Source organism: Actinomycetospora endophytica (genome assembly GCF_021026375.1).
GTDB lineage: Bacteria > Actinomycetota > Actinomycetes > Mycobacteriales > Pseudonocardiaceae > Actinomycetospora > Actinomycetospora endophytica.
Genome location: NZ_JAJNDB010000006.1, coordinates 472,705 through 496,681, shown reverse-complemented (window position 1 = coordinate 496,681; position 23,977 = coordinate 472,705). Strand labels below are relative to the sequence as shown.

The window sequence follows — 23,977 nt, the reverse complement described above, 5'->3', positions numbered from 1 at the left end:
CACCTATGAGGAGGAGCAGTCCACGTCACGCAGCGCGGAGAGCGCGGACGCGTCGGTGCCCGGCACGGGGCCGCCCGTGGAGCTGCCGCGGGTGAGGGCCTTGAGCGCCTCGGTCACGCCCTGGCTGGGGGTGATGTCCCGGAAGTCGCTGCCGAGCGCGAGATCGACCGAGGCGCCCTGGCGGTTGTCGTCGACGAGCTCGGCGCACGGCACCACCAGCGAGAGGGTGCGGGCGGCCGACGCGCCGTCCGGGCCGTAGCGGATCTGCCCGACGCACGAGAGGTCCTGGGCGGGGTAGAGCGGGTCGTTGTCGGGCTGGCCCGCCTCGGGCAGCCCGAGCTCGCCGAGCTCCACCGCCGCGAGCTGCGCCGAGCCGCGCTGCCCGGCGCCGTTGAGCACCCGCACCGAGGCGTTCGCGGGGGCCGCGGCCTGCGTCGAGTCGAGCGCGGAGCGCGACTCGACGGTCCCGCCGCCGGACGCGGGCGCGTTGCACGTCGTCACCGAGGTGGAGGTCGAGTTGACGAACACGACGATCCAGGTCAGGAGGCTGGCGACGGCGAGGACGAGCACCAGCAGGCCCATGGGCAGGAGGTGCCGGCGCCGGTACCCGCCGCCGGCCCGGAAGAGGGAGGCGGCCACGGGGCCCCACCCTAGAGGCGAGGGTGCGCCCGCTCGACGGCGCCGCACCGCGTCGGACACCCGGATCCGGTGCGGATCCGGGCCGGCCCCGGTCCCGGATCGACCGACGAGCCCGACATCACACCTTCGGCCCAACGGATCCATGGGGTAATGCGGTGGCCCGTGGTTTACCCTTCCGCCGCCTCGCGGCGCGGCAGGTGTCAGCACCCGACGTCGATGAGACCCGCGTCACTCGACGGCCCCGGCACAAACCGGTGCCGTCCCGCGTTGTGCAGCCGCACGACAACACCGCACGTACGAGGGTGGGACACACCAATGGCGACCGACTACGACGCCCCGCGCCGCAACGAGTCCGACGAGATCGGAGAGGACTCCCTCGAGGAGCTCAAGGCCCGGCGCAACGAGGCGCAGTCCGCGGCCGTCGACGTCGACGAGACCGACACCGCGGAGAGCTTCGAGCTCCCGGGCGCCGACCTGTCCGGTGAGGAACTGACCGTCCGGGTGCTCCCGAAGCAGGCCGACGAGTTCACCTGCGGGAGCTGCTTCCTGGTTCACCACCGCAGCCGGCTGGCGGAGACCCGCGGCAACGCGTTCATCTGCCGCGACTGCGCGGCCTGACCTCACCGTTCACGGGCCGGCGACCGGCACCGGGCACGGCAGACACCGCACGAACGACATCGCACGAACGACACCGCACGAACGACACGGAAGCACGACAACGACGGGCCCGGCCCGGGGACTCCCGGACCGGGCCTCTCGCGTGCCGGGGCCTGTCGCGTGCCGGGATGGAGCCTGCCGGCTGCCCCTAATGCTCGCCGCGGATCGCCGCGAGCAGCCGGTCGGGACGGCGGGTCGAGACCACCCAGTAGGGCGTGGGGTCGTCCGGGTCGGTGATCTCGAGCCGGACGGCCGGCGCGACCCACGGCCGGAGCAGGACGTGAGCCGCCGGGTCGAGCTGGGGGCCCAGCGCCATCCGCTTGTCCTCGCCGCGCACGACGTCCGTCCGCCCGATGAAGCGCGTGGGGATGTGGGCGGGGCCCGCCCAGAACTCGCGCTCGCCGTCGGGACCCGGCCCGACGCCGACGCGCATCCGCCCGAGCCACCAGAGCACGACGACCGCGAGCGGCATGACGATGACGTACGGGATCCAGAACGGGACGGCAGGCAGCCCCATGTTGGCCTCGACGCCGACGAGCGCCCCCGCGAACAGGCCCGGCGGCCACGCCCACCAGGGCAGGCCGAGACGCTCGAGCCCCGGTGGGGGAGCGGTCGCGGCCGGGGCCGTGGAGGGGCGGGAGCGCGTCACGGGTCCCAGGGTAGGCGGCACGACGCCGTGGCTCACCCGGGGCAAGGGCCCTGCTGACGTGGGCCGGGGCGGGTGGCCCCGCTCAGGTGCGGCGTGATGCCCGGGTAATCTCGCCCACCGTGCTGGAGGTCGACCTGGTCCGCCTGGACCCGGGGCTGCCCGTCCCCGAGCGGGTCCACCCCGACGACGCCGGACTCGATCTGTGCGCCCGCACGGACGTCGAGATCGCGCCGGGCGAGCGGGCCCTCGTCGGGACCGGGGTCGCCGTGGCGGTGCCCACCGGCTACGCCGCGTTCGTGTGCCCCCGGTCCGGGCTGGCCGCCCGCGAGGGCCTCGGCCTGCTCAACGCCCCCGGGACGATCGACGCCGGGTACCGCGGCGAGATCCAGGTCTGCCTGGTCAACCACGACCCTCGGCAGCCCGTCGTCCTGCGGCGCGGCGACCGCGTGGCCCAGCTGGTGATCCAGCGCGTGGAGCTCCCGACGGTGCGCGTCGTGGACGAGCTCCCGGCCTCCGGACGGGGCGCCGGGGGGTTCGGTTCCACCGGAGGATGGAGCCGGACGGGTGATCTCGGCCCGTTGATGTCACGAAATGGTCACGGGCAGGGTATTGAGGAGCCGGCACGCGCGGCCGATGGAGCCGCGGTGGACGATCACGGTCGCGTGCGGCCGGCGGCAGAGGAGCTCTGAGGTGGAGTGGTCGTGACCGATCCGGCACGCGGGAAGCACCGCAAGGGCCGCATCGCGCAGGTGTCGCCGTCGGCGGACCCGGCGGGACGCCAGCACCACCAGCACCGCGGCCCGTGGGACTCCGAGGACGCGCCGCGGGACGGCCGGCTGCGCCTGGACCTCGGGTCCGTGCAGCTGCCGGTGCCGCCGAACGCGAAGCTCGTCTGCGAGCCCGACCCGACCGGCCCGCTGCGCGCGGTGCACGCCATCCTCCCGGAGGGCCGCCTCACGGTGAGCGCGTTCGCCGCGCCGCGCACCGGCGGCCTGTGGACCGAGCTCATCGAGGAACTGGCCGGTCAGCTGCACGCCGAGGGCGCCACGATCCGGCGCGACCGTGGCGAGTGGGGCCGGGAGCTGGTGGCCCGCAACGGTGACGTGGTGGCGCGCGTGGTGGCCGTCGAGGGCCCGCGCTGGCTGCTGCGCGGCGTCGGGACCGGGCCGGCCGAGCACGCCCTCGCGCTGCACGGGATGCTGCGCGAGATGATCCGCGGCACCGTCGTCGCCCGCTCCGAGGACCCGCTGCCGGTCCGCTCGCTGCTGCCCCTCGAGGTGCCCGAGGACGTGCCCGAGATCTTCCGCGACACCCTCTTCCAGTCGCTGCCCACCCGCCCCCGTCAGATCACCTCACAGGACGGTCCCGTCATCCCGATGATGCTGCCGCAGCAGGGGGAATCCGGGACGTCACCCGGGCGTTCTTGACGGGTTAGGCTGAGTTCGGACCCGATGGCGGGTCCGACGGCACCGCGGCGGCCGCGATGTCACTCCAGAGGAGCGGACGATGGGCAAGAGCTCGGGTTTCGTGTCGCGCATGGTCCGCAAGCTCACCTCCGACGTGTCCGAGCTGGACGCCGACGACCTCTCCGCCGAGGCGGAGCGGTCCGGGTGTCATCTCGCGAGCGACTGCGCGGGCTCCGGTGAGGCGATCACGGTGAAGGGCCGGCTGCGCTCGGTCGAGATCTGTCCGCGGGACTCCGTCGCCACGTTGGAGGCGGAGCTCTTCGACGGGACCGACGGTGTCACCCTGGTGTGGATGGGCCGGCGGCGCATCCCCGGCATCGAGCCGGGTCGGACGCTGCGGGCCAGCGGTCGGGTCGCCGTCCGCGACGGCCGCAAGGTCATCTACAACCCGTACTACGAGCTCCAGCGAGCGCCCTGAGGGGAGCACCACCATCCGCCAGCCCGACTTCGGTCAGACCCGGCACCAGGCCGGGGGCGGGCGCCACGCGCGCCCGGACGAGCCGCCGACGGATGCGTTCTCGGCCTCCGACGAGACGAATCCGGCGGGTGCGCGGGCGGTGGGACGACCGGTCGCCCCGCGCCGCGCGCGCCCCGACCCCCCGACGGCGCCGGTGGCCGGCCGGGCCGGCACCGCGCCGGTCCGGGACGGGCGGGTCGGTCGTCACGGGTCAGACGGCGGCAGCGGTGCCGAGGACGAGGCCGACGGGTCCGCCGAGGCCGCCGAGGAGCGGGCCCCGACGCTGCTCGAGCAGATGGGCGGGGTCACCGGGGTGATCTCCTCGGCGGTCCCCGTCATCGTGTTCGTCGTCGTCCAGGCGATCTTCCACGCGCTCGTCGCGTCGATCATCGCGGCGGTGGTCTCGGCGGTCGCGGTGGCGGTCTACCGGCTGGTGCGCGGCGAGAAGCTGCAGCCGGCGTTCTCGGGCCTGTTCGGGGTCGCCGTGTGCGCGTTCATCGCGTGGCGCACCGGGCAGGCCAAGGGCTTCTTCCTGCTCGGGATCTGGACCAGCCTGCTCTACGGCGGGGTGTTCCTGATCTCGATGATCGTGCGCTGGCCGCTCGTCGGGACGCTGTGGCACCTGGTCAACGGCGACGGCCAGGGGTGGCGCCGCTCGGCCTACCTCCGCCGGGGCTACGACATCGCGACCCTCGCCTGGGTCGTCGTCTTCGGGGCCCGGTTCGTGGTGCAGCGCTGGCTCTACGACTCGGCGTACGCCGACACCTGGCTCGGCTGGGTCCGGCTCGCGATGGGCGTGCCGCTCGCGGTGCTCGCCGCCGCGGTGACCGTGTGGGCCATCCGACGGGCGACCGCGGAGGCGAAGGCCGAGGAGGAGGCCGCCCAGGGCGACGCCGCCCCGGCCTGACCGGCCCTCAGTTCCCCGACGCGGGTTCCTCCCGAGGGCAGGCGGCCCGGGCCGCGTCGAGCAGCTCCTTGAGGCCGGGGACGTCCGCCGCCGGCTCCGGCTTCTCGCCCCACACCCCCGAGCGGGACAGGGCGCGCCCGCAGTGCACGAACGACTCCTCGACGTCCACCACCAGCGCCAGCGGCGGTGGGTCCTCCCAGAGCCCGAGGACCTCGGGGTCGCGGACCACCCGGCCCCGCCCGTTGACCCGCAGCGCGTGGGGCACGCCGGGGACCAGGAAGAGCAGGCCCAGCCCCGGCGCGGTGACGACGTTGCGGAGGGTGTCGATCCGCCGGTTGCCGCTGCGCTCGGGCAGCGCGAGGCGCCGGCCGCCGTCGAGGACCCGCACGAAGCCCGCGGGGTCGCCGCGGGGCGAGACGTCGACCCCGCCCGCCGCGTCGCCGGAGCCCACGACGACGAGCGGCGCGGCCGCCAGGAACGTCGCCGCGACCTCGTCGACGTGGTCGGCGACCTTCTCGACGACGAGCGGATGCGGCTCGTCGACGACCTCCCGGAGCGCCGGCTCGTCGGCGAGGTGGTGCCCGCCGTCGACGTACCCGTCGTCGTCGGCCGCCGTGGTGGCCGTGACCAGGTCCGGGCGGACCCGGTGCCGCCCGATCGTGACCACGAGCGGCGTGCCGGACACCGGGTCCTCGACGACCCGGACCGGGGTGCCGAACACCGCCTCGACGGTCCGCTCGGTGACCACCTCGGCGGGGCTGCCGGTGGCGACCACGGCCCCGTCGCGCATCGCGATGAGGTGGTCGGCGTAGCGGGCCGCGAGGTCGAGGTCGTGCAGGACCACGGCGACGGTGGTGCCCTCGCCGAGGTTGCGGTCCACCAGCAGGTCGAGGACCTCCACGGCGTGGGCCATGTCGAGGTAGGTGGTGGGCTCGTCGAGCAGCAGCGTCGGGGTGTCCTGGGCGAGCACCATCGCGATCCACACCCGCTGGCGCTGGCCGCCGGAGAGCTCGTCGACGGACCGGTCGGCGAGCTCGAGCACCCCGGTGGCGGCCATGGCGCGGGCGATCGCGGTCTCGTCGGCCGCCGACCGGCCCCCGAACCAGCCCTGGTGCGGCGACCGGCCGCGTTCGACGAGGTCGGCGACGGTGATGCCCTCGGGCGCCACCGGGGTCTGCGGCAGCACCCCGAGCCGGCGCGCGAGGTCACGGCCGGACAGCTCGCGGACGTCGGAGCCGTCGAGCAGCACCCGCCCGGCCACCGGCCCGAGCAGTCGCCCGAGCCCTCGCAGCAGGGTGGACTTGCCGCAGGCGTTCGGCCCGACGACGGCGGTGATCCTCCCGGTCGGGATGGTGACCGAGAGGTCGTCGACGACCACGCGGTCGTCGTACCGGAGGGTCAGGTCCTCGGCGTTCAGGGTCATGGGGTCTCCTCTCAGCCGAACCGTCGTTGGGATCGCGCCAGCAGCCACAGCAGGTACGGGGCGCCGATCACGCCGGTCACCACGCCGACCGGCAGGGACACCGCGCCGAGCAGGTGACGGGCCACGAGGTCGGCGACGAGGACCAGGGCGGCCCCGGTCAGCGCCGCGTGCGGGAGCGAGCCCCGGCCGGGCCCGGCGAGGCGGGCCGCGACCGGTCCGCTGACCAGCGCCACGAACGAGACGGGGCCGGCCACGGCGACGGCGGCCGCCACGAGCAGCACCGCGAGGGCCAGGATCGTGGTGCGGGCGCGCTCGACCGGCAGCCCGAGCGCCGCGGCCGCGTCGTCGCCGAGCTCGAGGCGGGGCAGCGCGCGGGCCGCGACCAGCGCCGCGGGCACGAGGACGGCGCAGGCGACGAGCAGCGGCACCGTCGAGGTCCAGGTGACGGCGTTCAGGCTGCCGGTGAGCCACAGCAGGGTCTGCTGGGCGGTGGTCAGTGACGCCGAGGTCATCAGCCACGAGATCACCGCGAGCAGCGCCGACGAGACACCGACGCCGATGAGCACGAATCGGACGCCGTGCAGCCCCGCCCCGGCGCGGCCTCGGGAGAGGCTCACGATGAGCACGGTCGAGGCCACGGCGCCGAGCACCGCGGCGCCGGACACGACCGCGCCGGAAGCACCGAACAGGGCGATCGCGACGACCGCGCCCGTGCTCGCCCCGGCGCCGACCCCGACGATGTCCGGGCTGGCCAGGGGGTTGCGCAGCAGCCGCTGGAAGAGCGCGCCCGCGAGACCGAGCGCGGCGCCGACGGCGAGCCCGGCGAGCGCGCGCGGCAACCGGAGCCGGGTCACCACGAACTCGACGCGCGCGGGGCCGGCGCCGACCAGCGAGGACAGCAGGTCGCCGGGAGCGATCGGGTACTCGCCGAGGGAGACGGCGAGCAGGAACGCCAGGAGCGCGATGGCGGACAGCCCGGCCCCGGCGACGAGCCGCCGTCGTCGCGCCGCGGCCCGGACCTGGTGCAGGATCGCCGAACCCGCCGCCGTCGTCGTCGCCTCGTGCAGGGCGGGCTGGGCGGTCATCGGGCGAACCGCTTCCGCCGGACCAGCACGATGAACACCGGGGCGCCGACGATCGCGGCCACGATGCCCACCTGCACCTCGCGGGGTGCGGCGACGACGCGCCCGAGGACGTCCGCCGCCAGCAGCAGCGTCGGGGCGGCGAGCGCGGCCAGCGGCAGCAGCCGGCGGTGGTCCGGCCCCGCGAGCCCGCGCACCAGGTGCGGCACGGTGAGCCCGACGAAGGCGATGGGCCCGGCCGCGGCGGTCGCGGCGCCGGTGAGCACGACGAGGGCCAGGCCGCACACCGACCGGTCCCGCCCGACGCGGCGGCCGAAGGAGCGGGCCACGTCGTCGCCGAGGGCCAGCGCGTTGAGCGTCGGCCCGCACATCAGCGCCAGCGCCAGGCCCGCGGCGACGAACGGGGCCGCCTGGCCCGCGATGCCCAGGTCGCGACCGGCGAGCGATCCGACCTGCCAGAACCGGTAGTCCTCGAAGGCGTCCGGGTCGGTGAGCAGCATCGCGGTGGTGATCGACCCCAGGCCCGCGGTGAGTGCCGCTCCCGCGAGCGCGAGCGTGCCGGGGGAGCTCGCCGAGCGGCCGTTCCCGAGCCGTCCGACCCCGGCGACCCCCGCCACGACGAGCGCCGCCAGCGCCGCCCCCAGGAAGCCGAACCACACGTAGGCGGTGAGGGAGCGGAGGCCGAGCAGCCCGATCGCGAGCACGACCGCCAGTGCCGCGCCGGTGTTCAGCCCGAGAATCCCGGGCTCGGCGATCGGGTTGCGGGTCAGGCCCTGGGCGAGCACCCCGGCCGGGCCGAGCGCGAGTCCGGCGAGCAGCCCGATCACGGTGCGGGGCACCCGGACCTCGGTGACGACGAGGTGGTCGGGGTTCGTCGGGTCCGTCGCCACGAGGGCGTCCCAGACGATGGAGACCGGCAGGGCGCGCGGACCGATCGCGAGGCTGGCGACGACCGCCACCAGCAGCACCGCAGCGAGCACCAGGACCGGGCCGAGCACGGAACCGCGGCGCGCGGGGGCCGGCGCTGGTGGGGCGGTCGTCGTCGTGAGCGTCACGGCGCGCCCAGGCTGCCCGTCATGGCTTCGCCACCGCGGCCGAGATCGGGCCGACCATGCGGTCCAGCGCGTACATCTGGCCGGGCACCGAGGAGCTGGCGAACGCCAGGGACACGTTCTTGTCGTCGAGGACGATCCCGCGGCCGGCCGCGACCGAGGGCACCGTGCCCCACAGCGGGTCGCCGGTGACGTCGGCGGCGTTCCCGCTGATCGCCTGCATGATCGTCACCCGGGCGTCGAGCAGCCCCATCTGCTCGCGCGAGATCGGCACCGAGAAGCTCTGGCTGGGGATGCGCTCGATGGCCGGCGAGTTCACCAGCCCGAGGTCGCGCAGGAACTCCACGCGCCCGGTCCGGCCCACGTAGGCGGCGTACTCGCCGAGGGTGTTCTTGGCGCCCGAGACGACGGTGGCGCCGTTGAGCTGCGGGTTCCGGGCCCGGGCGGTCGCGAACCGGCCGTCCAGATCACCCTGCAGCCGGGCGGCCTCCTGCTGCTTGCCGAGGGCGGCGCCGACCATCCGGAGCTGGTCCTGCCACGACGTCAGGTAGTTCTCCCCGCCGGCGGGGATCTCCACGACCGGCACCCCGAGCTGGGCGAGCTGGTCGTGGCGCTCCTTCGAGCCGGACGAGCGGGTGTCGAGGATGAGGTCGGGCTGCAGCGCCGCCACCTGCTCGAGGTCGACCTCGAGGGTCCCGAGCTTCTGCGGTGGCGTCGTGTACCGCTGGGTGACCCACGGTCCGAGCCCGTCACCGCCGACCGCGAGCCAGTCCGACGCCCCGACCGCCTGCACGCCCAGCGCCAGCGCGGTCTCGGCGTCGCTCCAGCCGAGCGCCACGACCCGGGTCGGGTTCGCCGGGGCCGTCACGTTCCCGAACGCGGTCGAGATCGTCGCGCCGGTGCCGCCGGTGCCGCCGGTGCCGCCGGCCTGCTGGTCGGTCCCGCTGGAGCACCCGGCCAGGAGAGCCAGGGCGGAGAGCACGACGGCGAGCACGACCATGGGCCGCGGGCGCGATATCGACAACTCGACACCTTCCGGACGAAGCGTTTAAGGCTTGGCTAACCTAACGCTTCAACCGTCAAGGTGCTCGGGCGGGGCGGTGTGATGATCGTCGGCGTGGTCCGGGCGTCATCTCATGCGGCGTCGGTCCGGGTTGTGGGCAGTCCGGCGCCGCCGGGGATCGGTCTTTGCCGGGGTCGGTCCAGCGGGGTGGGGTGAACCAGGGGCGGCCGTCGATCATGCGTATTTCCCAGGCACCGTGGTGGACCAGGTGGTGGTGGTACCGGCAGAGCAGGACAAGATTGTCCGGCTCGGTGAGCCCGCCGTCGCTCCAGTGCTGGATGTGGTGAGGATGTGGTGGGCGTGGGTGCGGTTGGGCCGCCGGGTGCAGCCGGGGTGGGCGCAGCCGCGGTCGCGCATGGTCAGCAGACGGCGGAGGGCTTCGGTGACGACGTAGCTGGCGCGGCCGAGTTCGACGGGTTCGGAGCGCGTGCCGAGCACGACCGGGATGATGTTGCCGTCGCAGGCCAGTCGCCGGGCCGTGGCCGGGTCGAGGGCGCGTCCGGAGTCGAGCTGAGCGTGGCCGGTCTGCTCACGCAGCCACTCCAGCGGGATGGTCAGCGCGATCTGGGCGCGAGCCGGGATCGGCAGCACCGAACCTCGCCGTCCCGAGCGCAGCGGCAGTGTCGGCGCCGGCTCGAGCGGCGTGCTGTGGCCCGGCGGCTCGGCCGGCGCTCCGTGATCCGGCGGGTCGGGCGGCGCGTCGGAGTTCGGATCGGCAGCTTCTGACCGCGCGCCAGGATCCGACGGCTCCTCGGTGCCCGGCGGTTTCTCGGAGCCCGGCGGCTCGGTCGATCTCCGCGGCGCGGGGCTGGCGTCGTGCTCGGGCTCGGGCGGTTCCGGGGGTGGTGGTGTGAACAGCCGACGTGGACCGGGTGCAGGGTCGGGGACGGGGCGCAGCCAGCCGTGGCGGCGGGAGGCGTCGCTGTCCTCGTCGCGATGGTCGCGCCAGTCGAGGTCTCGGTAGGCGTCCTCGTCGACGGGGTCGTCACCGAACGGATCCGGGGCGGCGGGATCGTCGGCCGGGTCGGCGATGCCCTCGGGGCCGCGAGCCTGGCCGCACAGGTCGAGCAGGGCCTCGGCGCGGCGCTGGGCCAGGCTGCGCGGGTCGTCCGGCCCGGCCGGGGTCGAGAGCGCGTCGAGGGTCTCGAGCAGCAGCTCCACGTCGGCGACGCCGTGCACCCGGCCGGTGAAGGCGAGGGTGCCGTCGCGCCGGTGGGTGAGCAGCAGCTCGTCGACCGGCTCGGGGTCTTCCTCCGGCGCGGCTCCGTCCTGGTCCAGGGTCGCCAGCAGCTGGTCCACCACCCGCTGCAACCCCGAGGGCGACAGCGAGCGGGCTGCTTCGGCGAGCAGCTCCTCGGCCTCGGCCACCCGCTCCGGGGCGAGCCCGACGATGCGTTCGATCAGGCCGCGGGCCCGGACCAGCACTCGCAGGTGCTCCTCCCCGATCTCCCCGGCCGCCGCGATCGCCGCGGCCCGTGCCAGCCGCGCCGGCAGCGTCTGGCCGCTCAACGCGACCAGGGCCAGGGTGTGCTCGGCGTGCGCCACCAGGTGCTTGGCGTGGGCGGGATCGACCCGCCACAGCTCCTCGAGCAGCCGGCCCACCCCGCGATGGCCGGTGGCCTGCCAGGCCCCGGAACTCGGCGAGTTCCCCCACCGCGACCAACAGCCCATGCTCCGCCTCCCGGGCCGCGGTCATGGCCGCACGGGCCCGGGCGATCACCGCCTCGTCCGCGGCACTCGGAGAACTCATACCAGCAACGCTACAACCCCCTGACCAGCAACAACAGCCGCTGTTCGAACGTATGTTCGACAGCAAACGGATCAGTTGAGGCTGTCGCGTGGATCAACGTCGGCCCTGGCCGGTCACGCCTCGTCGTCGGGCATGCTCCAGGCTGGAGCGTGTCCCACGAGGCGACGTATCAGGCGCTCTTCCTGTAGAGCCGAGGCCCTCAGCTGAGCCGGACGGCGAAAGAACTGACACACCCGCCCCGGACCCGCCACGCTGCCGCCCGTGGACACGACACGCTGGCTGGAAGCGGTCGAACAGGACGGACGCGAACTCGGCCGCCTGTGCGCACGAGCCCCACTACGACAGTCCGCAGCTGCCCCGACTGGACCGGTGCCGACCTGCTCGCCCACGCCGCCGGCTTCTGCCGCACGCTCGACGGGCTCTTCGCCGGACAACGGGACGCGACCGCACCCGCCGTCGTCGTGACCCCCGACGAAGCCCTGACCACCTTCGACGACGACCTCGACCGTCTCCTCGCCCTGCTCGCCAGCACCGACCCGCGCCGACCCGTCCCCAACTGGTCGGCCCTGCCCGACGAGGCCGTCTACTGGGTCCGCCGCGCCGCCCACGAGTTCGCGATCCACCGCTGGGACGCCGCCACCACGCAGGACGACGACCCCGTCCCGGTCCCCGCCGACCTCGCCCGTGACGGCATCGCCGAGTTCTTCGAGGCCTTCGTCGCCACCGCGTTCGCGGCGGGCTACGCCGAACCCGCCGAGGCGACCCTCATCTTCGAGATCACCGACACCGGTGAGGTCAGCCGCCACGACCTGCCCCACCCCGGCCCCGAGACTCACGTCAGCGGCACGACCCCGGAGCTGTTCCTGGCGGTCTGGCGCCGTCGCGACCCGACGTCGTTCCACACCAGCGGCGACCGCACTCCACTGGAGACCTGGCCGCAGATCTGAGCCCTACCGCGTCGGGTCCGGCACCTCCTGCACGGCGTGCACCCGGGCGGTGTCGGCCGGCGTCCACCCGGGCGGCGGGACGATGTCCATCCAGGCGTCCAGGGACTCGGGGCCGTAGTTGTGGCCGTGCCCGAACGGGACGGTCTGCGCGCGGATCATGTCCATCGTGACCTGCCAGAACGTGACCAGCGGGTACCAGTCGACGTTCGGCAGGACGTCCTCGCCGCGAGGCTCGGCGAGCCAGTCGGGACGGGACCACAGCAGCTCCGGGCTCCACCAGACCACCGGGTCGCTGGCGTGCTGCAGGTAGACCACGCGCGGGTCAGGCCACGGCCCCGGCGGAGCAGACGTCAGGTGCGAGCTGACCGAGCCGCCGCCGAAGCGCACCGTCCGGCCGCCCTCGACAACGGGTCGGACCTCCGGGCTGCCCGCGTCGCGGCGCGCGACGAGGCCGTGCCAGAGCGGCGACGAGTTCGGCGGGCCGTTCCAGAGCGCACCGTCGGACCGGGCCCGCACGTCGTCGACGGAAGGGAACGCCGCCTGCGATCCCAGCGACCCGAGCGACTCCCCGAAGGCGACGACCTTCGGGCGCGGCTGCCCCGGGGGCAGTGCGTCGACGGCGGCGCGGACGGCGTCGAACATCGTCGTGCCCGCGTCGCGCACCCGGTCGCCGTCGAGCAGGAACGACAGCCCGCTGGGCAGCAGCGAGTACTGGCTGGTGACGAGCGCCGTGTTCCCACCCCAGGCGAGCTCCAGGGCGTTCATGGCCTCGGCGTCGGCGAACCCGGTCCCGGTGGTGGTGACGACGGCGATGACCGGCCGGGTGAACGCCCCGGTGCGCTGCAGTTCCCCGACCGCGAGCCGCGCCCGCTGTGCCGCGTCCTCCGAGGCGCCGAGCCCGACGTACACCCGGATCGGGTCGACGGCCGGATGTCCGCTCGCCCGCCCCAGATCGGTGGGCGACGGCGTGGAGGTGACGAAGGTGCGCCCGCCCCGACCGAGGCTGTCCCAGCTCACCAGCGACGCCGGCGACCCGGAGCGCAGCGGGTCGGATGGCTGCGTCGCCCCGCCGAAGACGCCCTCGTTCTGGACGGCGAACGCGCGGTCGAGCAGCGAGCGGACCGGGTTGAGCCCGCCGATCCCGGTCAGCGAGATCACGACCGCCGCCACGACGACGACCCCGACGACGCCGAGCAGGCGCCGCGGCCACCGGGGGAGCGCCCGCACGCCCCGCACGAGCAGGAGCAGCACGACGAGGACCCCGAGGGCCACCGGGGCGGCGAGCAGCCAGTCCGTGAGCTGCGGCGCGGGAATGCCGAGCAGTGCCGCCTGCTCGGTCTGCCACCGGAACCCGAGGTACCCCATGACCGCCCAGGCGATGAGGGCCACGACGACGAGCAGGGTCCACGCGGCCCCGTTCAGTCGCCGCCCGGTCCGCCGCGAGAGCGGGCGGATCAGCAGGCCGAGCAGCACCCCGATCAGGTAGCCCGCGGCGAGCATCACCCCGGAGATCAGGCCCTGGAAGAGTCCCGTGCGCGGGATCAGCCCCGGCGTGAGCGCGAGTGTGCCGAGAGCGGTGCCCACGAGCAGGCCGCCCGGGTGCAGCAGCGGACGGCGGCGGGGCGCCGGGGGAGGGGTCGGGTCGGGCAGGGTCGGTCGCAGCACCGGGGCCTCGGGCACGGCCAGAGTCTCGCGCGATCACCGCCGGCCCGCCCGCACGCCCTCTACACGGGCACGCCCTCGAGCACCTCCAGCACCGTCGCGACCACCGTCTCCGGGCTGTCCTCCTGCAGCAGGTGCCCGGCGTCGTCGACCACCCGCAGGTCCGCGCCCGGGATGCGTCCCGCCAGGTCGTACCCCTGCTCGACCGGGATCCACGCGTCCCGCGCGCCCCAGAGGATCGTCACCGGGCAGCGCATCTCGGCGAAGCGGTCCGCGATGGCGTCGGTGTAGCGGTCGTGCATCTGCGCGATCTGCCGGTAGAACGCCGGCTGCCCGGTCTCGCCGAGCCACGGGTCCAGGTAGCGGCGCATCTCGGTCTCGTCGAGGGTGCGGTGGACCCCGCCCGCGACGTAGGCCCGGACGACGGCCTCGTGGACGTAGGGCGGCATCCCGGCGTAGGCGTCCGCGTGCCCGCGCGCGGCCTGGATGAGCTGCGAGCCGGTCGGGCTCAGCGCGACCGGGTCGATCAGCGTCAGGGTGCGGTAGTCGCGACCGTCGAGCAGGTGGGTGCGCAGGGCGGTGGCGCCGCCGAAGTCGTGCGCGACGACGTCGGGCCGGTCCAGCCCCCAGTGGTCCAGCAGTGCCGCGAACAGCTCGTTCTGCACGCCGAGCGAGACGTCCTGACCCGCGTGCTTGTCCGAGGCGCCATAGCCCAGCAGGTCGAACGCGTACACCCGACGACGGCGGGCGAGGTGCGGCGCGATGCGTCGCCACACCACCGAGGAGAACGGCGTGCCGTGGACGAGGACGAGCGGTTCGCCCTTGCCGCAGGCACCCCAGCGCACCTCGTCGCCGCGGAAGGTGAAGGTCTCGGCGAGTTCCATGTCTAACCCCTTTCGCTTATATTAGGGTTAGCTAAAGCGAGGAAAGGTGTCAACCGTGGCGAGGGACTGGGGCGCGGCGGACTTCGTCGGTGGCCACGTGGCGCTCGATGTCACCAACACCGTCGGCGGGTTCCGGCGCGAGCGGGTCGAGCGGATCGCGACGTATGCCGACCTGCTGGCCTGGGCGCGGACGGCCGAGGTGGTCGACGACGAGGAGGCCGGCGCGTTGACGGCGCTCGCCGAGGTCTCTCCGGACAAGGCGGAGGCCGCGCTGCACGACGTCCGGAACTTCCGCGAGGCGCTGCACCGGTGGCTGGCGGCGGCCGTCAGCGAGACCGCGCCCGACGACCCCGACCGGGTGCGGGTGGCGCACGACGTGGCCGAGGCCTTCCGTGACGCCCGGCTCGCCCCGGACCCGACGAGCGGCCCGGCATGGCTGCTCACGGTCGACGACGTCGGGCTCGCGCTCCCCGCCCGGCGTCTCGCGCTGGCCACCGCCGCCCTGCTCGCGAGCGACGACCGACACCGGATCGGGCTCTGCGGCCGCTGCTCCTGGCTCTTCCTCGACCCCTCGCCGTCACGCCGCCGGCGGTGGTGCTCGATGGCGACCTGCGGGAACCGCGCGAAGGCCGCCCGCCATCACGCCCGGTCGTCAGGGTGAGTCGTCGGGGTGAGGCGAGTGACCGGGCCGGCCCCGCTCGACGGCGAACCGCTCCACCCACCGGCGCTGGCCACGCGTCTCGACCGCCCGCCGGTGGTGCACCGCCCGGACCCACGCCACGGCCTCGTCGGGCCCCAGACCGTCGAGCACGGCCAGACAGGCGAGCACCGTCCCGGACCGCCCGATCCCGCCGCCGCACGCGACCTCGACGTCCTCGCCCAGTTCGACGATCCGGTGATGGGTCCCGACGATCGCGTCGGCCGCCTCGGCCGGATGGCGCGGCACGCGGAAATCCGGCCAGACGAGCCAGCGGCGGGGCCAGGTCAGCTCGCCGTCATGACGCCGGGCCGAGCGCGCCGACCCCAGGTAGAGCCCGAACGCCGGAGAAGGCCCCGGCGGCAGTCCACCCCGCAGTCCCCGGCCCCGCACCAGCCCGCCGCCGGGAAGCGTGATCGCCCCCTCCAGCACGGCTCAGATCAGCTCCTGGCCGCCCTCGTCGTGCGTCGTCAGCACCGTGTGGATCTCGCGCTCCACGCCCTCGCCCGCGACGAAGAGCATCTCGTCGCCGCCCTCGAGCGGGTCGTCGGACTGCGGCACGATCACGCGGCCACCGCGCAGGATGGCGACGAGCGCGGCGTCCGCGGGCAGCGGCACCTCACGCACCGGCCGGCCCGCGAGCGGGGTGTCCGGCGGCAGCGTGACCTCGACGAGGTTGGCCTTGCCCTGGCGCAGCGTCAGCAGGCGGACCAGGTCGCCGACCGACACCGCCTCCTCGACCATCGCCGCGAGCATGCGCGGCGTCGACACCGCCACGTCGACACCCCAGGACTCGGTGAACAGCCACTCGTTGCGCGGGTCGTTCACCCGCGCCACCACGCGCCGGACCGCGAACTCGGTCTTCGCGAGCAGCGAGACGACGAGGTTGACCTTGTCGTCGCCGGTGGCGGCGATGACCACGTCGCAGTCCTGCACCTGGGCGTCCTCGAGCGAGGCCACCTCGCACGCGTCGGCGTGCACCCACTCGGCGGCGGGCACCGACTCCGGTTCCACCTCGGCGAGGTCGCGCTCGATGAGCATCACCTCGTGGGAGTTCTCGATGAGCTCGGCGGCGATGGATCGCCCCACGGCGCCCGCCCCGGCGATCGTCACGCGCATCCCGCTACCCCCGCTCCACCGGCGCCGTGAGCGCCGCCTGGGTGACCGTGGCCACCGTCCCGCTGACCGCCGCGGCGTAGACCACGTCGTCGGCCTGGATCACGGTGTCGGGCCGCGTCAGCACCCCGGTGCCGAACCGCACGATGAACGCGACGCGGCTGCCCGTGGCCTCCTCGAGTTCGGTGACCGGGCGTCCCGACCAGTCCTCGTGGAACGGCAGCTGCATGATCGCGACGGTGCCCGACGGGTCGCGCCAGGCGGTGGCGACGCCGTCGGGCAGCAGCATCCGCAGGAAGCGGTCGGTGGTCCACGGGACCGTGGCCACCGTCGGGATGCCGAGCCGCTCGTACACCGCGGCGCGCTTGGCGTCGTAGATCCGGGCCACGACCGTCTCGACGCCGAACGTCTCCCGCGCGACACGCGCGGAGATGATGTTGGAGTTGTCCCCGGACGAGACCGCCGCGAACGCCTGCGCGCGGTGGATGCCCGCCGACGTCAGGACCTCGCGGTCGAAGCCGACGCCGACGACCTCCTGGCCGTGGAAGTCGTTGCCGAGGCGCCGGAACGCCTGGGGGTCGCGATCGACCACGGCCACCTCGTGACCGAGCCGTTCCAGCGACAGGGCCAGGGCCGAGCCCACGCGGCCGCAGCCCATGACGACGATGTGCACGCGTCCTCCCGTCGCAACCGCGGTCCCCGACCGCCCCACGGTCGCCCGATCCCCGACCGACCGGGCTGGGCTCTCGTCCCTCGCCGCGCGCACGGTATCGGGTGCCCTCGGCCATCCGTGCGGCAACGGGTGGTGGCGCCGTGAAGCGGGGCCGCCGGGTCGACCCGAAGGGGGGACAGGGGTCCACGGCCGGTCGCCCTGCCCCCGTCCAGCCCGTTCGGCCTACGCTCTGCGCCGTGCCCAGGCTCGCGACCGCCGCGAAACGCCTCGTGCTCGGACTCCCGTTCCGCAGCGACGAGCTCTCGGGAACCTTGCTGCGCAAACGGATCGCGCTCCCGGTCTTCGCGTCCGATGCGCTCTCCTCGGTGGCGTACGCCCCGCAGGAGGTGCTGATCACCCTGTCGCTGGCGGGGCTCGGGGCCTACGTGTTCTCCCCGTGGATCGGGTTCGCGGTCGTCGTCGTGCTCGCGACGGTGGTGGTGAGCTACCGGCAGAACGTCCACGCCTACCCCTCGGGCGGCGGCGACTACGAGATCGCGACGGTGAACCTGGGTCGCCACGCCGGCCTGACCGTCGCGTCCGCGCTCCTCGTGGACTACACGCTCACCGTCGCGGTGTCGGTCTCCTCGGCGGCGGACAACCTCGGGGCGCTCATCCCGTTCGTCGGGACCCACAAGGTCCTGTTCTGCGTGGCGGCGATCGCGATCCTCACCGCGATCAACCTGCGCGGCGTGCGGGAGTCCGGGGCGGCCTTCGCGATCCCGGTCTACTGCTTCATCGCGAGCCTCGTCGCGATGATCGTCGTCGGGGTCGTGCGGATCGTGGTGAGCGGCGAGCCGCTGGTCGCGCCCAGCGCGAGCATCGGCATCGTCGGCGAGGACCACCAGCTCTCGCAGTTCGCGCTGATGTTCCTGGTCCTGCGCTCGTTCACGCAGGGCTGCGCGGCGCTGACCGGCGTCGAGGCGATCTCCAACGGCGTCCCGGCCTTCCGCAAGCCCAAGTCCCGCAACGCCGCGACGACGCTCGCGATGCTCGGCCTCATCGCGGTGGGCCTGTTCGGCGGCATGCTCGCCCTGGCCCGCGCGACCGGCGTGCACCTGGCGGAGGACCCGGACACCCAGCTGATCGGCGCTCCGCCGGGCTACAAGCAGGAGACGCTGATCGCCCAGCTGGCCCAGACGATCTTCGAGGGCTTCCCGCCCGGGTTCTGGGCCGTGACGATCTTCACAGCCCTGATCCTGGTGCTGGCCGCGAACACCGCCTTCAACGGCTTCCCGGTGCTCGGCTCCATCCTCGCCCAGGACCGCTACCTGCCCCGCCAGCTGCACACCCGCGGCGACCGGCTGGCGTTCTCGAACGGGATCCTGTTCCTGGCGTTCTTCGCCGTGGTGCTCGTCGTCGGGTTCGGCGCCGAGGTCACCTCGCTCATCCCGCTCTACACCGTCGGCGTGTTCGTGTCGTTCACCCTGAGCCAGACCGGGATGGTGCGGCACTGGAACCGGCTGCTGCGCACCGAGACCGGCGACGCCGAGCGGCGTCGCCTGCACCGCGTCCGCGTCGTGTCCGCCTTCGGTGCCGCCATGACCGGCGTCGTGCTGGTCGTGGTGCTCATCACCAAGTTCGCGGTGGGGGCGTGGATCGCGATCGTCGCGGGCGCGCTGGCGTTCGCGCTGATGCTCTCGATCCGCAAGCACTACGACCGCGTGGCCGAGGAGATCGCCGCCCCGGAGGGTGTCCTCGAGGGCGTGCTCCCGAGCCGCAACCACGCCATCGTGCTGGTCTCGACGGTGCACAAGCCGACGCTGCGGGCGGTCGCCTACGCCCGCGCGACCCGGCCCGACGTCCTCGAGGCGGTCACGGTCAACGTCGACGACGCCGACACCCGCAAGGTCGTCTCCGACTGGGAGGCCCGGCAGCTCCCCGTCCCGCTCAAGGTGCTGGAATCGCCCTACCGGGAGATCACCCGGCCGATCCTGCAGTACGTCAAGCGCATCCGGACCGACAACCCGCGCGACGTGGTGACGGTGTTCATCCCGGAGTACGTGCTCGGGCGCTGGTGGGAGCAGGTCCTGCACAACCAGAGCGCGCTGCGGCTCAAGGGCAGGCTGCTGTTCCAGAAGGGTGTGATGGTGGTCAGCGTGCCGTGGCAGCTCGAGTCGTCGGCGCGGCTCGCGGCCCGCAAGCCGCCGGGCGCTCCCGGCTCCGCGCGCCGCGGCTACGAGGCGCTCCCCCCCGGCGCGGGCGGGGCCCACCCCGGGAACGCGCCCTCGGCGACCGGCACCGCGACGCTGCCTGCCGACTCCTCCCGGACGACGGGCGCGACGACGGATCCCGCCGGCCCGGACGGGTCGGCCAGCCGGCCCGGCGCCGATGTCCGATGACGCGGGTACGGCGGGCGTCGTCGGCGCTGCCGGTGGCCCGGTGACCGCGGCGGAACGGGCCACCGACTCCTGGGTCGACCGGATGCTCGACGTCGAGGTCGGCGCGGTCGCCCACGGCGGGCACTGCGTGGCCCGCCACGAGGGCCGCGTGGTGTTCGTGCGGCACGCGCTGCCCGGCGAGCGGGTCCATGCGGTGGTCACCGAGGACAACGGCGGGTCGTTCTGCCGGGCCGACGCGGTGACGGTGCTGCGGGAGGCCCCCGGCCGGGTCGAGCCCGCGTGCCCGTGGGCCGGCCCGGGCGGCTGCGGCGGCTGCGACTTCCAGCACGCCGACCACGACACCCAGCGCGACCTCAAGGCCGCCGTCGTCGCCGAGCAGCTCTCGCACCTGGCCGGGATCGACCGCGAGATCACCTGCGAGGCGCTCCCGGGCGGCCCGCTGGGCTGGCGGACGCGGATGCGGATGGCGGTCACCGACGACGGCCGCCCCGGGCTGCGGGCCCACCGCAGCCACGAGGTGCTGCCGGTCGGCGACTGCCCGATCGCGGTCCCGGGGGCCCTCGCCCCGGTGCTCGCGCAGGACTGGACCCCGACCGCCGAGATCGAGGTGGTGCACGACGGGGCGGGGGAGACCCACGCCGCCGAGCTCCTCGAGGGCGAGCGGCACCCCGGGATCGGGTCCGGGACGGCGCACGAGCACGCCGCCGGCCGGGACTGGGAGCTGCCCGCCCCGGCGTTCTGGCAGGTCCACCCGGGCGCGGCGGACGCGGTGGTCGCGGCGACGCTGGACGGGGTCGGCGACCTGCGGCCCGGCGAGACGGTCTGGGATCTCTACGGCGGCGCCGGGCTGATCGCGGCGGCGCTCGCCGAGCGGGTCGGCCCCGACGGGCTCGTCGTGAACGTGGAGTCCGACCCCGACGCCACCGGTGCCGCCGGCCGCAACCTCGCCGACCTGCCGGCGTGCCGGATCGTCCGGGGACGGGTCGAGAAGGTGCTGGACTCGCTCGTGCGGGTCGGGGCGAGCGAAGCGACGGGGGACCGCGGCAGCCGGCCGCCGGACGTGATCGTCGCCGACCCGCCCCGCAAGGGCCTGGGGCGGACGCTGGCCGGGCGCATCGGGGGCCTCGGGGCGCGGCGGATCGTGCACGTCGCCTGCGACCCGGCGGCGCTGGCCCGCGACGTCGCCGCGCTCGCCGAGACCGGCTACCGGCTCGACGACCTGCGGGTCTTCGACGCGTTCCCGATGACCCACCACGTGGAGTGCGTCGCGACGCTGGTGAGGGAGCCCGACCCGCAGGAAGCCCGGTGAGCTGTCCGACTCCCCCGGACGGCGGGAGCCTGGTCTCGCTCGGCCTCGTCCCGGCCGGGCCGGTGAGCTTTTTGGACGGCGTCGGGCTGGTCGACCACCACTGCCACTCGGTGGTGGCCGCCGACCTGGACCGGCCGGGGTTCGAGGCGCTGCTCACCGAGGGCGCGGGGCCGGCGCCCGGGACCTCGGCGTTCGACTCGTCGCTCGGCTTCTCGGTGCGGCGCTGGTGCGCCCCGGTGCTCGGGCTGCCGCCGCACGCCGCCCCGGACGACTACGTGGCCCGCCGCGCCGAGATCGGGACCGGCCCGGCCTCCCGGGCGCTGATGCGCGCCGCCGGGACGGAGTCGCTGCTGGTCGACCACGGGTTCGCCGCGGAGAGCCTGCTCGGGCTGGACGACCTGCGGGACACGGCGGGCGTGCCGGTCGGCGAGGTGGTGCGCCTCGAGGCGGTGGCCCAGGACGTGGCCGACGCCGGGGTCGACGCCGCCGGCTACGGGGACGCGGTGGTCGCCGAGGTCGCGCGCCGCACCGCCCCGGGGGTCCGCCCGCTCGCCGTCGCGTGCAAGACGGTGCTGGCCTACCGCGCGGGCCTCGACGTCGACCCGCGGCGCCCCGAGCCCGCCGAAGTGGCCGCCGCGGCGGACGCCTGGCTGCCGCGCCGCGCGGCCGAGGGCGCCACCCTGCGGGACCCGGTGCTGCTGCGCCACGGCATCTGGACCGGCCTGGACACCGGGCTGCCGCTGCAGGTCCACACCGGGTTCGGCGACGTCGACGAGGACCTGCACCGCGCCGACCCCGCCCTGCTCACCGGCCTCGCGCGCCTCGTCGAGCCCCTCGGGGTGCCGCTGATGCTGCTGCACACCTACCCGTACCACCGGCAGGCGGCGTGGCTCGCGCAGGTGTTCTCGTGCGTGCACGTCGACGTCAGCCTCGCGGTGCCCCACGTCGGCCCCCGCTCCCGCGACGTGATCGCCGAGATGCTCGAGCTGGCGCCCTTTGCCAAGGTGCTCTACGCCTCGGACGCCTACGGTCTGCCCGAGCTGCACCTGCTGGGCGCGCTGCGGTTCCGGGCCGCGCTCGGCGGCCTGCTCGAGCGGGCGTGCGCGACCGACGAGATCTCTCCCGCCGACGCCGAACGGGTGGCAACCATGATCGCTCGCGAGAACGCCCGCCGGGTCTACGCACGGATGCCGGCGTGACCGACCCGACGGCGCCCGCCACACCCCCGGCCGTGGCGACGGCGCCCCCGGTCCCCGCGGCCCTGACCGCCGCGCTGGAGGCCGAGCTCCCCGCGGCGATCGAGCTCCGGCACGCCCTGCACCGCGAGCCGCGGCTCTCCGGTGACGAGGCCGACTCCCGGGACGCGGTCGCGGACGCGCTCGGGGCGAGCGGAGCGACGGGGGGTGCTGCCGGCTCCCGACTCGAGCCGGTCGCCGACACCGGCGGGATGCTGCGCCTCGGCGGCTCCGGACCCGCCGTCGCCGTCCGCGCCGAGCTGGACGCGCTGCCCGTCGTCGAACAGACCGGCCTCCCCTTCACCGCCACCGGTCCCGTGGCCCACGTCTGCGGCCACGACGTCCACGTGGCCGCGCTGGTGGCGCTGACCCGCGCCGTGGCCGCCACCGACCCCGCGCTGCTGCCCGCGCCGCTCCTGGCCGTCTTCCAGCCCCGCGAGGAGAAGGCGCCGAGCGGCGCGGCCGACGTCGCCGCCGCCACCGCGTTCCGCGCGCACGACCCCGCCGCGGTCCTCGGGGTGCACGTCCAGCCCGAGCTGCCCCGGGGGATCGTCTCGGTCCGCCCGGGCCCGGTGAACGCCTCGGCCGACGAGATCGACATCGTGGTGCACGGCCGCGCCGGGCACGGCGGCTACCCGCACCGCACCCGCGACCCGGTGCTCGCGCTCGCCCAGATCGTCGTGTCGATCCAGCAGGTGGTGTCCCGGCGGGTGAACCCGCTCGAGGCGGGCGTCGTCACCGTCGGACAGATGACGGCGGGCACCGCCCCGAACGTCGTCCCGGCCGAGGCCACCGCCCGCGGCACCGTGCGGGCCCTCGACGCCGACCGCGACGAGATCCTCGCCGCGGTCCGCGACGTCGTCGAGCACACCGCGGCCGCCCACGGCTGCACCGGCGAGATGCACGTGATCCCCAACGAGCCCGCCGTCGTGAACGACGACGGGCTGGCGGCCGCCGTCGCGGCGTTCCTCGGCAGGCGACGCCGGGGTGAACAGGCCCCGAACGCGACGGGTCTCACGCTCGACACCCTGTTCCGGTCCTGTGGCGCGGACGACTTCTCGCACTACGGCGACGGTCCCTCGGGCCTACCGTCCGCCATGCTCTTCGTCGGCACCGCCGATCCGGGCGCCGCGCCCGGCACGGCGCCCGGTCTGCACCACCCGGCGTTCTCGCCCGACGACGCGATGGTCGGCGAGGTCGCCCGTGCCCTGCTCGCCGCCGTCGTCGCCGCCGGCCACCACCTCGCCGTCCCACCTCGACCCCAGGAGTCCCGGTGACCGAGATCCGTCACTTCAGCAGTGCCTTCCTGCGCGACCCGCTGCACGTCGCGGCGCTCTTCCCCAGCTTCCCGCCGCTGTGCCGGCAGGCGATCGCCCCGCTGCCCGAGACCGGCGACCCGGTCGTCGTCGACCTCGGGGCGGGCACCGGCTCGGTGACCGACGAGGTCCAGAACCGGCTGCAGGGCCGCGGCCGCCACATCGCGATCGAGTTCGACGAGGGGATGGCCGCGGTGCTGCGCGAGCGTCACCCGGAGGTCGAGGTGATCTGCGACGACGCCGACGCGGCCGTGGAGAAGCTGTTGGCCGAGGGCGTCCGCGCGGACCTGTCGGTGTCCGGGCTGCCCTGGCTCGCCACCGCCCCGAAGGAGCGCTCGATCTTCCCGCTGCTCGCCCGGCTGGCGGCTCCCGGCGGCGCGGTGACCCAGCTCGCCCACGCCTGGATCCGCTTCTTCCCGACGGCCAAGCAGGTGCAGCGCAACCTGGAGGCCAACTTCGAGGAGGTGGTGGTCAGCCGCACGGTGTGGCTGAACGCCCCGCCCGCCGTCGTCTACGTGGCCCGCCGTCCCCGGACCGTGTAGTCGCCCGCCTCGTCATCGTCTGACTCGTCACCGGCGGGCGCAACGGGCCTGCAGGTCCCCGGGTACTCCG

At 74.9% G+C, this 23,977-nt stretch carries 24 protein-coding genes and 1 pseudogene; 12 read left to right on the top strand and 13 right to left on the bottom strand.

Going from position 1 to position 23,977, the window contains the following annotated elements:
* Window positions 1–3 precede the first annotated feature (3 nt).
* Window positions 4–639, bottom strand: a complete 636-nt coding sequence (gene cei / locus LQ327_RS26095) for an envelope integrity protein Cei (protein ID WP_230738716.1) — start codon at window positions 637–639, stop codon at window positions 4–6.
* A gap of 315 nt (window positions 640–954) precedes the next feature.
* On the opposite strand from cei, the gene LQ327_RS26090 reads away from it, so the two are divergent.
* Window positions 955–1,257 carry a DUF4193 domain-containing protein gene (locus tag LQ327_RS26090; RefSeq protein ID WP_179793927.1) on the top strand — a complete coding sequence of 101 codons (303 nt, stop codon included), beginning with the start codon at window positions 955–957 and terminating at the stop codon, window positions 1,255–1,257.
* Window positions 1,258–1,444: 187 nt separating this feature from the next.
* On the opposite strand, the gene LQ327_RS26085 is transcribed toward LQ327_RS26090, so the two are convergent.
* Entirely contained in the window at window positions 1,445–1,945 is a 501-nt protein-coding gene (locus tag LQ327_RS26085; protein WP_230738715.1) for a DUF3093 domain-containing protein, read from the bottom strand.
* A 122-nt stretch (window positions 1,946–2,067) separates the two neighbouring features.
* On the opposite strand from LQ327_RS26085, the pseudogene dut reads away from it, so the two are divergent.
* The 4 genes and pseudogenes from dut to LQ327_RS26065 form a co-directional block, all read left to right on the top strand.
* Window positions 2,068–2,520 (top strand): annotated as a pseudogene (gene dut, locus LQ327_RS26080) (dUTP diphosphatase); the annotation flags it as partial.
* Window positions 2,521–2,646: 126 nt separating this feature from the next.
* On the top strand, window positions 2,647–3,372 hold the full coding sequence (locus tag LQ327_RS26075; RefSeq protein WP_230738714.1) for a DUF3710 domain-containing protein: 726 nt from the start codon (window positions 2,647–2,649) through the stop codon (window positions 3,370–3,372).
* Window positions 3,373–3,451: 79 nt separating this feature from the next.
* On the top strand, window positions 3,452–3,829 hold the full coding sequence (locus LQ327_RS26070; RefSeq protein WP_230738713.1) for an OB-fold nucleic acid binding domain-containing protein: 378 nt from the start codon (window positions 3,452–3,454) through the stop codon (window positions 3,827–3,829).
* A 139-nt stretch (window positions 3,830–3,968) separates the two neighbouring features.
* Window positions 3,969–4,775 carry a DUF3159 domain-containing protein gene (locus LQ327_RS26065; protein ID WP_230738712.1) on the top strand — a complete coding sequence of 269 codons (807 nt, stop codon included), beginning with the start codon at window positions 3,969–3,971 and terminating at the stop codon, window positions 4,773–4,775.
* A 7-nt stretch (window positions 4,776–4,782) separates the two neighbouring features.
* Here LQ327_RS26065 and LQ327_RS35025 read toward each other — a convergent pair whose 3' ends face one another.
* From LQ327_RS35025 to LQ327_RS26035, 6 genes are read right to left on the bottom strand one after another with little or no spacing between them, the layout of a single operon-like run.
* A complete protein-coding gene (locus tag LQ327_RS35025) occupies window positions 4,783–6,198 on the bottom strand; it encodes an MSMEG_1061 family FMN-dependent PPOX-type flavoprotein (RefSeq protein WP_308286378.1) in 1,416 nt (471 codons plus the stop codon).
* An 11-nt stretch (window positions 6,199–6,209) separates the two neighbouring features.
* Window positions 6,210–7,283, bottom strand: a complete 1,074-nt coding sequence (locus LQ327_RS26050) for a FecCD family ABC transporter permease (protein ID WP_230738711.1) — start codon at window positions 7,281–7,283, stop codon at window positions 6,210–6,212.
* The gene (locus LQ327_RS26045; protein WP_230738710.1) at window positions 7,280–8,335 is read right to left on the bottom strand and encodes a FecCD family ABC transporter permease; all 1,056 of its coding nucleotides are present in this window, start codon (window positions 8,333–8,335) and stop codon (window positions 7,280–7,282) included. The genes LQ327_RS26050 and LQ327_RS26045 overlap by 4 nt, the downstream gene beginning before the upstream one ends.
* A 19-nt stretch (window positions 8,336–8,354) precedes the next feature.
* Window positions 8,355–9,356, bottom strand: coding sequence for an ABC transporter substrate-binding protein (locus LQ327_RS26040; RefSeq protein WP_230738709.1), 1,002 nt, complete (start codon window positions 9,354–9,356; stop codon window positions 8,355–8,357).
* Between the two features lie 55 nt (window positions 9,357–9,411).
* A complete protein-coding gene (locus LQ327_RS35330; protein ID WP_372460757.1) occupies window positions 9,412–9,675 on the bottom strand; it encodes an HNH endonuclease signature motif containing protein in 264 nt (87 codons plus the stop codon).
* Entirely contained in the window at window positions 9,570–11,066 is a 1,497-nt protein-coding gene (locus LQ327_RS26035; protein WP_230738708.1) for a DUF222 domain-containing protein, read from the bottom strand. The genes LQ327_RS35330 and LQ327_RS26035 overlap by 106 nt, the downstream gene beginning before the upstream one ends.
* A gap of 399 nt (window positions 11,067–11,465) precedes the next feature.
* On the opposite strand from LQ327_RS26035, the gene LQ327_RS26030 reads away from it, so the two are divergent.
* Window positions 11,466–12,092, top strand: coding sequence for a maleylpyruvate isomerase family mycothiol-dependent enzyme (locus tag LQ327_RS26030; protein ID WP_230738707.1), 627 nt, complete (start codon window positions 11,466–11,468; stop codon window positions 12,090–12,092).
* Window positions 12,093–12,095: 3 nt separating this feature from the next.
* On the opposite strand, the gene LQ327_RS26025 is transcribed toward LQ327_RS26030, so the two are convergent.
* Together LQ327_RS26025 and LQ327_RS26020 are read right to left on the bottom strand one after the other, a co-directional pair.
* Entirely contained in the window at window positions 12,096–13,772 is a 1,677-nt protein-coding gene (locus LQ327_RS26025) for an alpha/beta hydrolase (RefSeq protein WP_230738706.1), read from the bottom strand.
* A 44-nt stretch (window positions 13,773–13,816) separates the two neighbouring features.
* A complete protein-coding gene (locus LQ327_RS26020; protein WP_230738705.1) occupies window positions 13,817–14,638 on the bottom strand; it encodes an alpha/beta fold hydrolase in 822 nt (273 codons plus the stop codon).
* 55 nt (window positions 14,639–14,693) lie between these two features.
* Between LQ327_RS26020 and LQ327_RS26015 the strand changes: the two genes are divergently transcribed.
* Window positions 14,694–15,299: a CGNR zinc finger domain-containing protein gene (locus LQ327_RS26015; protein ID WP_230738704.1), complete on the top strand. Its 606-nt coding sequence runs from the start codon at window positions 14,694–14,696 to the stop codon at window positions 15,297–15,299.
* Here the strand turns inward: LQ327_RS26015 and LQ327_RS26010 are convergent.
* From LQ327_RS26010 to LQ327_RS26000, 3 genes are read right to left on the bottom strand one after another with little or no spacing between them, the layout of a single operon-like run.
* Window positions 15,291–15,767, bottom strand: coding sequence for a protein-tyrosine phosphatase family protein (locus LQ327_RS26010; RefSeq protein WP_230738703.1), 477 nt, complete (start codon window positions 15,765–15,767; stop codon window positions 15,291–15,293). The two genes, LQ327_RS26015 and LQ327_RS26010, sit on opposite strands and share 9 nt — an antisense overlap.
* 3 nt (window positions 15,768–15,770) lie before the next feature.
* Window positions 15,771–16,454 carry a potassium channel family protein gene (locus tag LQ327_RS26005; RefSeq protein ID WP_230738702.1) on the bottom strand — a complete coding sequence of 228 codons (684 nt, stop codon included), beginning with the start codon at window positions 16,452–16,454 and terminating at the stop codon, window positions 15,771–15,773.
* Between the two features lie 4 nt (window positions 16,455–16,458).
* Window positions 16,459–17,124: a potassium channel family protein gene (locus tag LQ327_RS26000; protein ID WP_230738701.1), complete on the bottom strand. Its 666-nt coding sequence runs from the start codon at window positions 17,122–17,124 to the stop codon at window positions 16,459–16,461.
* A gap of 236 nt (window positions 17,125–17,360) precedes the next feature.
* Here LQ327_RS26000 and LQ327_RS25995 point away from each other — a divergent pair, with 236 nt between their 5' ends.
* From LQ327_RS25995 to LQ327_RS25975, 5 genes are all read left to right on the top strand, one after another.
* Window positions 17,361–19,505 (top strand): APC family permease, encoded by a 2,145-nt coding sequence (locus tag LQ327_RS25995; RefSeq protein ID WP_230738700.1) that lies wholly within the window; start codon window positions 17,361–17,363, stop codon window positions 19,503–19,505.
* Window positions 19,506–19,587: 82 nt separating this feature from the next.
* Entirely contained in the window at window positions 19,588–20,814 is a 1,227-nt protein-coding gene (locus LQ327_RS25990; protein WP_230738774.1) for a class I SAM-dependent RNA methyltransferase, read from the top strand.
* Entirely contained in the window at window positions 20,811–22,013 is a 1,203-nt protein-coding gene (locus tag LQ327_RS25985) for an amidohydrolase family protein (protein WP_230738699.1), read from the top strand. The genes LQ327_RS25990 and LQ327_RS25985 overlap by 4 nt, the downstream gene beginning before the upstream one ends.
* Window positions 22,010–23,326 carry a M20 metallopeptidase family protein gene (locus LQ327_RS25980; protein ID WP_308286377.1) on the top strand — a complete coding sequence of 439 codons (1,317 nt, stop codon included), beginning with the start codon at window positions 22,010–22,012 and terminating at the stop codon, window positions 23,324–23,326. Before LQ327_RS25985 ends, LQ327_RS25980 begins: the two co-directional genes overlap by 4 nt.
* Window positions 23,323–23,907 carry a class I SAM-dependent methyltransferase gene (locus LQ327_RS25975; RefSeq protein WP_230738698.1) on the top strand — a complete coding sequence of 195 codons (585 nt, stop codon included), beginning with the start codon at window positions 23,323–23,325 and terminating at the stop codon, window positions 23,905–23,907. Before LQ327_RS25980 ends, LQ327_RS25975 begins: the two co-directional genes overlap by 4 nt.
* Window positions 23,908–23,977: the final 70 nt, after the last annotated feature.